This window comes from Agarivorans sp. 1_MG-2023 (assembly GCF_030548385.1).
Classification (GTDB): Bacteria; Pseudomonadota; Gammaproteobacteria; order Enterobacterales; family Celerinatantimonadaceae; genus Agarivorans.
Window position 1 is genome coordinate 284293 of sequence record NZ_JAUOSJ010000001.1, and the last position, 12012, is coordinate 296304.

Consider the following 12012-nt stretch of genomic DNA (forward strand, 5'->3'; position numbering starts at 1 on the left):
GGTTTATTCAGGAAATCCAGAATACTGTTTAATGCTCTCTATGTTTTTGTACCAGCTTGCTTTTTCTTTTACAAAAATATGGTCTTGAGGCGCTAAGCTTGGGCTGCTATCTAATGATCCAGCCGGAACAATTACCCAACGTTTACTCGACGACAGATAGGGCACAGGGCTGCCGCAGTGTTTACAAAAAGCATTGGAAATATTCCTACCAGGAACATCATATTGGTTTATTTGCTGCTCCCCACTTAACCAGTTAAAGCGGCTCGGTGTTAAAAACAAATTGGATACGTGGGCACCACCGGAGATCTTTTTGCATTGATCACAATGGCAAAGATGAAATTGCTCGAAGTTATCCTCTGCTTCAAATCTTACTGCTTCACACAAACAAGTGCCTCTTAATACCTTCATTTGATTTATCTCCGTAAGTATTTCGTGATGAATTGTACTAAATGCTGTTCAATCTCTTATGCCTTGATGGTATATCAAAAATATTAATAAATGATAAAAATATCTAACTGAGGTCTTTTTACATTAAATCCGTCCATATCTTGATACACGCATTTAACATTTAAGTTGCGTTAAAGCAGCAATTTACTAGTCTTTATGGTATTTCTATTAATAACAGTGATTGCAATTAAGTAACTCGCCTTTCGTTACATATTAATAACAAATACAAAATTCCATTTATGGTAACAATTAGCTAGTGCATTTTGGTTATATGCACGCAGTGGCAATGGAATTGCCAAGATAGATTTAGGGACAAATCGTGAAACCTTTAACAACCTCCGCAACGAGCTTGCTTTTAAGCCTCAGTGCGTTAGTTGGCTGTAGCCAACATTTAACGAACTTTGACAGCAACTACCAAGACGCAGTTGTTCAAGCTGCATTTCCAAGTAACCAAGATGTGAATCACAACTTGTTTGCTCTCAACCAACAAAATGAGTTGCTGCAATGGAACGAGCAAGGCGACAAAGTGTTGGTGGTGACTTGGAAAAGCCAGCAAGCGATTGACCAGTTCATGCTACCTAACACCCACAGTTCAGAAAGCCCAGAGTATCCAATTTGGGTAAGCTTGGCACCGCAGTTACGCCAGTTTTGCCAAAACTACGTTAAACAACACCCTGGTTTAGAGCAGGAACAATTAGCTTTGCGCTTAAAGCAATATCTAGGTCTTGACTCCAATTGGCATTACGACGCTATAGTGAGCCTGTATGTTAAGCCTGACGATCTATTTCGCCCTTGTGTTGACCCAGAAACTAACGATAGCAGTTGCCAATTAGAGGCAAGCAACATTACTGGCTCAGTAAAGGGGATAGATAACTACGCCAATTATTACCAACAATTATATTTCAAAAGCTTTCGAGCTTCGGCAGGTGTTCCTTGGACCGGCTTAGGTTACACCTTCGATTGGGGTAACCCTGCGTCTAGACAAGGCGCAAGTGAATACATTTTGGTTCCCGGTGCTGAGTATCAAGTACATGCCGTCACCGCTACGGAGCAATATTGCCATGAGTGATTCAGCGCAGTTACAAGCATTGGGAGATTTTCTCAAGGCAACGCCGGCCTTTGCTGGGTGTGATAAAGAAGATCTAGCACGGTTATTAGCAAATATAAGTATCGAGAAACTAGCTGCCGGCGAGCGTCTTTGTCATACCGGTGATACTGCAGATAAGCTTTATTATTTGTTAGAAGGAGAGCTAGAAACTACCAATAAAGACCAAGTTAAAGGGCCTATTAGTGGTTTTTTTGGGGAAGAGTCGGCACTCGGTATGCGCAGCTACATTTACGACATTGAAGTTGTTGATTGCGCCGAGGTAGTTGTGCTCCCGCTGGAAACAATAAAAACTCTGGTTAGGTACTCAAGCTTTAAACAGAGTTTGCTAGATAGTTTTCACGCACGTTTAGCTGGGCAAACCCATGTAGAAGTAGATTTATCTAAACAGCCAGAAGTAGAAATTGGATACCGATTACTGGTTGGTTGGCTGTTTGCTTTAATTACCCCAGTTATGATTTACATGGGCCTGCAATATAGCGACGAAGGTCTGCATCAAGATGCCATCTATTTTGCTTCCATTCTGGGCATATGCTCAATCATGTGGATATTTCGTTTACTGCCCGATTATGTGCCGGGTTTATTTGCGGTGTTAAGCGCGGTGTTGTTGGGGATTACCAGCAGCGAATCGGCCTTCTCAGGATTTTCAAGCAATAGCTTTTTTATGGCTTTAAGCATTTTGGGCTTAAGTGCGGTGATACGTTCTTCAGGCTTAAGCTATCGCATGTTATTGCATTTACTGTTAATTGGGCCAGCCTCAAAGATTTGGTACAACCTTAGCTTTTTTAGTGTCGGAGCATTGCTTACGCCAGTTGTGCCAACGGTGAATGGCCGAGTGACTATTGTTGCACCTTTCTTAAAAGACTTGCTCAGTGGCGCTTCAAAAGAAGCTCGCGAACAAGAAGGGCCACGTTTAAAAGCCAGCTTGTTGTTTGGCGCGAGCTTACTGTCGCCTATTTTCGTGAGCAGCAAATCGGTTAACTTTATTGTGCTGGGTATGCTGCCTCAGCAAGTTCAGCAATACTTTCAATGGTTAGACTGGCTAATTGCCGCTGTGGTTTGTTGCTTAGTTTTACTGTCACTTTATGTCATTGCACTGTGTTGGATTTATCGCAATAAGCAAAACTTAATCATCCCTAAATCGATTAGTGATCAACAGCTAAAAACTCTGGGCCCGTTAAACCCCGCTGAATGGTCATCTATTCTTGGTCTAATTGTGCTTATCGCCAGTTTACTGTTTGCCAATATTCACAGAATAGAAGTGGCATGGGTTGCGTTGGCGATTTTGTTTTACTTGATGATGTTTGGCTTTCTAAACCCTAATCAATTTAGGCAAAAGATTGATTGGAGCTTTCTAGTTTTTCTCGGTTCTTTAATCGGTATGGTCGACATTATTCACCAAGTTGAACTAGACGTATGGCTGACCGGAAAAATTTATTGGTTAGCAGCTTATATGCAAGAAAGCTTGGCCTTATTTGTGGTCATGTTAGCGCTAATCGTGAGCTTAGTGAGGCTGGTATTACCAATTAACGCCACCGTGGTCATCTTAGCGACCTTGCTTATCCCTGCGTCGATTGAAGTTGGCGTAAATCCCTGGGTGATAGGGTTCTTAGTGCTGTTTCTTTCAGAAAGCTTTTTTTGGCCATTTCAAGCGTCTTATTACATGCAGTTCCTCAGTTTAACCACTGGGGTGGTGAGCGACGACGAAGCCAAACTCATGAAGATGAATATTGCAATCTACTTATTTAAGTTAATTGCGGTGTACGCCAGTATTCCTTATTGGCAAAGCATGGGGCTTATTTAATGAAAAAAATCTTATTAAGTATTGTGATGCTGAGCTTTTTGGTAGCCACCATTACCATCACATTAGTTGAGGGGGCATCTCGCCCGCGGATTTTAATTTTACATAGCTACGATACCGATTACTCGTGGACTCGCACGGTTAATCAAGGCATTAAACGGGTAAAAACCGCGCATCTTAATGTGGATATTCGTTACCACTACATGAACACTAAAAATCAATCTAGTGAAGCAGCTAAACGCCGAGCAGCCGTGGTAGCGCATAGAGTTGTAGATTCTTATCTTCCCGATGTATTGATTGTTATTGACGATGACGCCCAGCGTTTAGTGGCGGTCGATTATTTAGACCGCCCCGAGTTACAGATTGTGTTTGCTGGCGTAAATGCCGAACTAGAAACTTACGGTTACCAAAATGCCAATAATGTAACGGGGATTTTGGAACGAAAATCAGTGTCGGCGATTAAAGAAGTATTGCGCTTGTTGGTGGAAGCTCAGCCTACACCCGGAAAGTTAAATGGAAAGGTTATCTATTTATCTGATAAGTCTTCTTCTGCGAAACATGACGCGGATTACCTTGCCAAACAGCAGTGGGATCCGATTCTTTACCAAGGCCATTTGGCGGTGGGTAGCTTTGAGGAATGGAAGCAAACCGTGTTGTCTTTGGCTGGGCGTTACCAGTTTTTACTGGTTGGTGGTTACCGTAAATTGTTAGGCGGCGAGGGTGAAGAGTTTGTATCTGCCAAAGATGTCGCACAATGGACCGAACAACATTCGCCTTTACCAATAATTGGTATTAATGCCTTTAATTCAGAAGACGGCATGATGCTGTCTATTGGCGCTTCTCCATTCGAGCAAGGAGAAGTCGCATTTACTCGCGCGATGCAGTTGGTGGATAAACCCTCTAATTTGGCACAAATGCCAGTAACAGTATCTAAGCAATACATTGTCGCGCTGCGCCGCGAGGCATTGCTTAAACGTGAAATCCAAGTGCCTAAAGTATTAGAGGCATTTGCGCGTGCTACCGATAATTATTTTGAATAAAAATAGCAAAGGAAGACTATTTTGACGATGAGATGGACCTTACGCAGACGCATGTTAGTACTGGGCTGCTTAGTGGTGTTAATCAGTGCTGTAGTGACCAGTTACGAAAACTTACAGCATTGGTTGAGCAACAGCAGTACCAACACTCTGGTATTAGCTGTTGTTGGGCCAATGACTGGGCCTGAAGCCGACAAAGGCTTGGCCATGGTGAGAGGCGCTGAACTATTTGTTAAACAATACAATCAGCAACGTTTAGACAGCCAAATAGCGCTGTCTGTTCAGCAGTACGATGATGCTAATAACATCGCCAAAGCTGAGCAAATAGCCAATCAATTTGTTAATAGCTCCAATGTTATAGCGGTTCTTGGCCATCGCGATTCTGATACCTCAGTTGAGGCAGCCAAAATCTATCAACGTATTGGTATGCCAATGATTGGCGCTTCCGCCACCGCACCTGAAATTACTCAAAACAATGATTGGGCGTTTCGCGTTATTCCAGATAACAAGCTACAAGGGCGTTTCGTAGCCGATTACATTGCCAGTTTGGCCAAAGACAAAGTTGTAATGATTTTTAGCAACGATAAATTTGGCGTATCCCTGGCCGATGCATTTTTAGCTCGCACCGACCTGTTTGGTATAGAAACTAAACCCTTTATGGTTGAACCAAGCAGTAACATTGAGAAACAGGCCCACAAAATAAGCCGAGAAATTAGTCAATTTGGCCATACCGGCGCGGTGTTTTTAGCGGTAGGCGATGTTCAAGGTGAAGTATTAGTTAGCCAACTAAAACATCAACATCCTAACTGGACGTTTATTGGTAGCTCATCAATCGGTAAACAGAGTTTTCCAGAGCGGTTTAAACAGCGTAGCCAAGAGCAAGAAGTGTCTGGTTACTTCACTAATGGCATGTTAGCGGTTAGCCCCATGTTGTTTGATGTGGCCAGTGAATCTACTCAGTTGTTTTATCGCAATTTTCATCAAGATTTTGGGTATGAACCCAGCGGTGTGTCTGCAGCGTATTTTGACGCGACTACTATCGCCTCTGCAGCCTTAAGCGCAGCCATTGTTGATGTTGGCGGAACAGAGCTGTTTAGCCAAAAGAGCATATCAAGCCAACGTGCAGCGGTAAAAAATAAACTGGCAAGTTTTAACTCTCAAAGCGCGTCTGTACGGGGGCTAACTCATTCCTTGTATTTTGACCATCAAGGAAATGTTCAGCGCCCCATGCAAGTAGGACTATTTAGTGGTGGGGCGTTTGTATCAGCGCCACTGCAGTTGCAAATTTCTCCCGAAAGTCAGCTCAGCACTCGCCGAACCGATGTGGTGTATACCGGAGTAGAGATGCAAAGCATTAATCAGTTCTCTACGCTAGACATGACTTTTCAGGCGAAATTTAAAATCTGGTTTAGAAATACTCCTGGTGTTAAAGCTGAAGACATCGTATTTCTAAATTCCGTGGGTGAGCTGGAGCTGTCTAAACCTATAGAATCTTCGTACACCAGTTTAAGTACTTACCAACTCTATCAAGTTGAAGGAACGTTTATTGCCGATGCAAAACCTGGCAGAGCAGCTTTTGGTGAGTATCAATTAGGAGTGAGCTTTCGCCACAAAACGCTGCCTAGAAGCGAACTCATTTATGTTTCAGATATTGTTGGCTTAGGCCAAACAAGCCTTCACAAAAACGTGAAAAACCAGCACAAGGTTCAATTCGATAATAGCCAATGGCGTCAAAAAGCATCACTGTCATTTCAAGATACCCTGCGTAAGCGAAGCTTGGGAGATCCAAAGTATCTGCACTCAGACAGACAAGCTGTGGAGTTTTCTCGATTTAACTCGGTAACGCCAGTTTATGAAAACGCCCTTAGCCTGCGCGGACGTATTCCTGCCCAATGGCAGCAAATCATCTTTTATACCAGTGTACTAGCATGGTTGTTATACGCTCTAGTACTTGATTTTAAGATACTTGGTCAGTTGTCGAGAGCCTACGGCTTGGGCAATAAGCTACTTTACGCCTTATTTATCGCCTCGGCAGAACCGCTATTTTTAGATTGGTTGGCACAGGCTTATCCAAATACTAATCAATTATTTGCTAGCAACTGTTTTGATGTGCTGTGGTGGCTATTGTTCGCCTCAACTTTAGCGTTGTTAGTGGATGTATTGTTGTGGGATCCCATCGAGCGACGCAGTGGCCGCCAAGTGCCAAAAATTATGCGCCACTTTACACGAGGCATTACCTATATAGGTGCTGTATTTGCGATTTTGTCCTTCGTATATCAACGAGAGCTCACCAGCTTGTTGGCGACCTCTGGTTTGGTGGCAATGATTCTCGGTTTGGCATTGCAGTCAAACCTGGTGAATATATTTTCTGGGATTGCGATTAGTTTAGAGAAGCCGTTTAAGTTAGGAGATTGGATTAGCCTTGGTAGCTCTGGTGGGCCAATAGTGGGCGAAGTAATTGACATGAATTGGCGAACCACCAAAGTGAAAACAGCCGACAATACTTTGTATTCTATTCCAAATAATACCTTGGCAAATGCGAATTTAAACAATGTGAGTAGTAGTGGCCAAATTGTAACTGGTGGTTTTTCAATGTCGGTGAGTAAAGAGATTGAACCTCTTAACGTAATCCCTAAGATCGAAGCCGCTTTAATCGCCATTGATGCGGTAAAACGTGTCTATACCGATGTATCTAATATTGGCTTTGACACGGTTGATTACCAAATGAAATTGGTACATGGGGTAGACGACACCGCGCAAACGACCGACTTAGTGTGGCAAGCAATTTGGCGATTAGACAGTGAGCTAAAGAAAGAGTTAAGCGGCAACTCACTGCTTATCGATAATCAAACCGCTGAACAAGGCTAAGCTGATTGTACTTAAACAGGCTAGCTTGCTAAAGTAACTCGCCTGTTTAATTAGGAGTTTCGTCGTGCAATTACATATTACCAATGGCGACTCTGTTGGCGACATGCTTGCTGAGTTATCATTACTTGATGGCCAAGTGCTTTGCTGGCGAGATGTCCTTCACGATGGTCCTATCATCGCTGCTGAAGGTGAAACTCACCTTCAGGCTCGAGCTGATTTCATTTATCAGACTATGTTGTTAGACAGTCCATTTCCTCTAACAGAACTGACTAAAAATCAGATCTTGGAAAGCTTTCAACAGCGCCAGCAAGTATTAGATAAACTCGATAGTTTTAGCGAGATAGTGCTGTGGTTTGAGCATGATCTCTACGATCAGTTGCAGTTGGTTGAATGCCTGTATCACCTGGCTAAGTCGCCGTCACTTATAGATAAAACGCAATTGATCTGTATTGGAGAACACCCAGATACTCGCTACTTTCATGGTTTGGGTAATCTCAATATTGCCCAGTTGGAAGCGCTATATCCTCAGCGCACTGCATTAACCAAGGCGCAATTAAATTTGGGTAAACGGGTTTGGCTCGCAATCACCGAGCAATCCCCTCATGGTATTACAAATCTTTTGAATGAAGATCTAAGATGTTTGCCGTTTATGGAAGAAGCATTGCTGCGTTTTGGCAAAGAGTATCCTTCTAGCTTAACCGGCTTAACCTTGACTCAACGCTATATTTTGCAATCGTTAGCCTCGCCATTCGCTGAGTTACCAATATTACTGGCTAACTTTGAAAGCAGTGAAAGCGAAAAACTAAAAGCTAGCCAGGTAGAAACCACTACGCCGAGCGCAGCTGAGCGATACCAACAAGTTATGGCTAACCCTGATATTGGCTTAGCACGTTTGTTTGTTAATGTTCAAACTTTAGAAAAGGCCACGTTCTTAGGGGATACTTGGTTGTGCAAAGACATTTTGTATCTCGCTAACTTGCAACCTGCATTCCTTACTATCGTTAACGCTAATTCGTCTCGATGGGATAATCATTCAAGTTATAAAATTACCGATGCAGGTAAACAAGCTTTAGCGGGTAAGCGGACTGTGCCTGCGGAGCAAATAGGCGAGATTTGGCGGGGAGGGGTAGCGATAAACCCGGCTAATAATTGGCGCTGGAATGACCATAAAAATTGTTTTGAGAAGATTCAAATACTCTGAATAAAAAAGCCTGATTAATATCAGGCTTTTTTATGGGTCTAGTAAGCTTGTTGTTTGCAATCGCTAGCGAGAGTTTCGCCATCGATAGATTTAGCGTTTTGGTCAAAACAGCGCGGTAATGGCCAGCTAGGTTTACTAACAATTAAGCCTTGGTTCTCGTCACACGCTTCACCATTTTCGCTTATACACCAAGAGCTAGGTTCTGGTGTAGGCACTTTATTTTGGGAATGACGATACTTAGACACCGCTTGATAAACCACGCGCCGAGCCTTGTTTAAACTGCTTAAAGGTTCCCAGCCTTCTACTGCACGCCAAGGGTTCATAGAAATGTTTTCACAAAACTGTTGCTGCTGATCCGAGTATAAATACTGCGGAGGAATATTGATGGTGGCTACAGTGATAAACGGTGAGGCCTTTTCAGACCAAATGGCGGTGGCATCATCTACTGGCATGTAATGGCCAGGTACTTTCTCTTGAAGCATAAATTCAAAACAAGCTCCGCCGCTGGCCAGTTGAGTCTCTAACTGTTTACTTAAATAATCAGGATTCGATTTATCTACTTTGTTAGGGAAACTCATGCCAGAGCAGGGTTTAGTCGAGAATTTAATAGTGCTCTTACCGAGTTGGTAGGGCAGCATCGAGAAATATTGTGCATTCAGTGGGGTATCAATCACTGATGAAACCGTCTGAATGGCGCGATAAAATTGCTTAGGGTGTAAGCGTGGCGGAAAGAAACTAATAAACCACTTGGTTCTTTCAAACTTAGCCAAATACAACATGTCATCAGCATAATCAAAGATGTTTCGATTAAAGAACGCAGGGGTATTGGTCATGATGAAATCTTGGTTGTGACTTTCGCCTAGCTCTGGAGCAATGGCTTTGCCGGGCACGCCCATCACCTTAACCGCCATGCCTCGCGCATCGCCTTTACTATCGGCTTGCACTAACATGTCTCCGTTAGAAAATCGGATCCATGCTTGGTACTGCTTATCAGCGTCGGCAAACATACCGGCTTTAAAGCGCTCTGGTATATCTGGGTTGATTGAGAAAGTGGCTCGAGCACAACCGGTTGCTTTTGCATGAGCATCACGACGGTAGGGCAAGCCGTTATATTGCTCAGCACGTTTAGAGATTTCTCTCGCTGAGTTAATCGCCGACATTATTGCTTCTTGCTCGGGCTTGGTAATGCCCATTTCTTGGTACAAATCAGTCGCCGTTGCGCTGTTTAATCCAATAGCCAGTAAGCTCGCTGCAATTGTGCACTGAATGATAGGAGTCTTTTTCATCTTAATGCACCTTCACTGGGTTGTTTTTAGCAGCACTGAAACTGTCTAAACAGGCTTGCTGTTCTGACGCAAAAGTGGGCGCTTGTGTATAAGCTGACCAATCTAAAGGATCGCCGCCTAAGCGTTGAGTAAAGTCTGGATTACCCATCACTTTTAAGTATTCAAGAATGGCTGCTCGTTCTTCTACGCTGAGTAAGCGACCGATGCGACCGGGCATATCTACGTCGGTAAATAGGTGACCGTGATTACTGTTGCCCTTAATGTTGGTGTCGTGTTTAAAACTGCCAGGGCGTTTATCTGTGACAAAACCTAAACGCTGAGGGTTATATTCTCTATCCCCCACATAAAACTGTTTAGGGCGCTCTCTAAGTGGCGAGAGTAGGTCATACAAAGTCGGCACAGAACCGTTATGTAAGAATGGCGGAGTTGCCCATACGCCATGCAATGGGCGCGGTTTGTAGGCGCGCATATTAGCAATACGGAAAGGCACGTTTAAACCGTCGTAATCAGCCACTAGTTCTTTGCTTATACCATTATCTTGATACAGTTTAGGCACAAGACGATTGAGCAAAATCTGCAAGCCATCACCCGCATTAACGGGCTCTGAACCAGGAATGATTTTGCTGCCATCGTAGCGGTGATCCATGTAATTGTCGGCCGCAGTAGGATCGGTGCCGATAACACTGGTTTTCACCCAAGGCATTGCCCAAATTACTTTACGCCAGTCTTCTCGTACAGCCTGTTGACCAATGAAAGTAACATCGCCATCCATATCCCATTGCCAGTTAACGTCTATTTGATTATCTGGGTTCTGTCCTGCCTTACTGGCGACTTTCCACTGGTAAGGTTCAACTTTATGCGGGCCATGGCAGAACTGACATTGATCTAAGAAAAGCTCTTTGCCGTGAGTCGCTTTATCGAGGTCAATATTGCCGAGAATATCTTCTGGCCAGCTAGGGGGCTCTAATGAACGCAGCGTACCTTCAATACAATGCATACCTGCTAAATCGATGACCGATTCACCAAATTCCTCTGTTGTGAGCAGTTCACCTTCATCATTTACTAGCTTAATTGGCGCTAACACTCCGAGACTCTCGCCTACGTTGCGCGCCATCGCTTGGTTAGTAAAGCCGGTGTATTGCACCCAATCAAAGCGCCAAATGTCCCAAAGGAAGGGGTAACTTACCGGGGCGTTTGCTACACGGTAGTTACTCGGCTCATCTAAGTCGTAACCAAACACAACGTTTGCAATACGTCCAACTGCATCGGTTCGGCCTCGGCCTTCTTCAGTTGGGTAATATTTAGAGGCTCCAGCACCAGTAACAAACTGCTTAATGTTGCCTAAGAAGCCCCAAATCTGTTTGCGTAGTTGTTTTCGTAGTTCTGGGTCTTGGCCAACGACTCTGTCAGCAAAGCGATTCCATTTAACCGGATTAATATAAGTGGCTACCACCGAGGCTGCTAAGGTTGTAATGAATTCGCCGCGTTTCGCATTTGAGATACTTTGAACTGCCTGTCCGCCATCAACTCGCAAGGCATTGCCTTTATAATGAAGCTCGCCGGTATGGCACATCGCACAGCTAAGATCTAAGCGCTCTTTACCCGATTTAGGGTCAATATGGCGACCTAAACCAACCGGCAAATTACCCGGATTTAGCGTAGTGGCCTGTTGCCCTGGAGATACAATAAAGCCCCAGCCACGCATGTTGTCTGGGCTTGTCAGTAAATCTTTAGATAAAGGCAACTCTAAGTTAACGAACCAGTCGTATTCTAAACCTAATAGTTCGGTGCCTTGGGGGGTGTAGTAGTAACGTTCGCGCTGCTCATCGCTCCAGCCTTTATTGAGGTAATGAACCTGATTTACCGTTTCTAAGGTTAAATTAGGTTTGAGAAAGGCTTTTAAAGAGAAATAGCCAGCGAGCACAATAGCAATGCTTAGAAAAGAATAACGTAACCATCGTGGGCCAAGCGCTAACCAAACTTGCCATAGGGCTTTTAGTAATCCCGATACCCAACGTATTATCGCCATGATCCCTTTAATGATGAGCTTAAAAGGAAAGGCCACAATTTTTAACACGAGCAAAAATAGCCCAGAGAGGAGCTGTAGTAGCATAGTTTCAAATCCATTTGTAATAATGCAAGCGGCCTGCATAGATGCAGGCCGATATGTTGTACAAATGTTATATTCTTTTAGTGCCAATTGCACTTAACTATTACTAAAACAAAGAATAGTTACTATTAAACGACCTAAATCAGAGACACCGCTT

8 protein-coding genes are annotated in these 12012 nt (G+C 43.7%); 5 read left to right on the top strand and 3 right to left on the bottom strand.

What is annotated here, in order from left to right; translation table 11 throughout:
• Window positions 1–3 precede the first annotated feature (3 nt).
• On the bottom strand, window positions 4–408 hold the full coding sequence (locus Q4592_RS01020; RefSeq protein ID WP_303508651.1) for a GFA family protein: 405 nt from the start codon (window positions 406–408) through the stop codon (window positions 4–6).
• A 358-nt stretch (window positions 409–766) separates the two neighbouring features.
• Between Q4592_RS01020 and Q4592_RS01025 the strand changes: the two genes are divergently transcribed.
• From Q4592_RS01025 to Q4592_RS01045, 5 genes are all read left to right on the top strand, one after another.
• Window positions 767–1516, top strand: coding sequence for a hypothetical protein (locus Q4592_RS01025; RefSeq protein WP_303508654.1), 750 nt, complete (start codon window positions 767–769; stop codon window positions 1514–1516).
• Window positions 1509–3356: an SLC13 family permease gene (locus tag Q4592_RS01030; RefSeq protein ID WP_303508656.1), complete on the top strand. Its 1848-nt coding sequence runs from the start codon at window positions 1509–1511 to the stop codon at window positions 3354–3356. Before Q4592_RS01025 ends, Q4592_RS01030 begins: the two co-directional genes overlap by 8 nt.
• A complete protein-coding gene (locus Q4592_RS01035; protein ID WP_303508658.1) occupies window positions 3356–4393 on the top strand; it encodes a hypothetical protein in 1038 nt (345 codons plus the stop codon). Before Q4592_RS01030 ends, Q4592_RS01035 begins: the two co-directional genes overlap by 1 nt.
• Before the next feature lie 27 nt (window positions 4394–4420).
• Window positions 4421–7258, top strand: coding sequence for an ABC transporter substrate-binding protein (locus tag Q4592_RS01040; RefSeq protein ID WP_303509134.1), 2838 nt, complete (start codon window positions 4421–4423; stop codon window positions 7256–7258).
• Window positions 7259–7322: 64 nt separating this feature from the next.
• A complete protein-coding gene (locus Q4592_RS01045; RefSeq protein WP_303508660.1) occupies window positions 7323–8459 on the top strand; it encodes a DUF1835 domain-containing protein in 1137 nt (378 codons plus the stop codon).
• Between the two features lie 38 nt (window positions 8460–8497).
• Here Q4592_RS01045 and Q4592_RS01050 read toward each other — a convergent pair whose 3' ends face one another.
• Window positions 8498–9745 (bottom strand): catalase family protein, encoded by a 1248-nt coding sequence (locus tag Q4592_RS01050; RefSeq protein ID WP_303508663.1) that lies wholly within the window; start codon window positions 9743–9745, stop codon window positions 8498–8500.
• Window position 9746: 1 nt separating this feature from the next.
• Window positions 9747–11858 (bottom strand): di-heme-cytochrome C peroxidase, encoded by a 2112-nt coding sequence (locus Q4592_RS01055; protein ID WP_303508665.1) that lies wholly within the window; start codon window positions 11856–11858, stop codon window positions 9747–9749.
• Window positions 11859–12012: the final 154 nt, after the last annotated feature.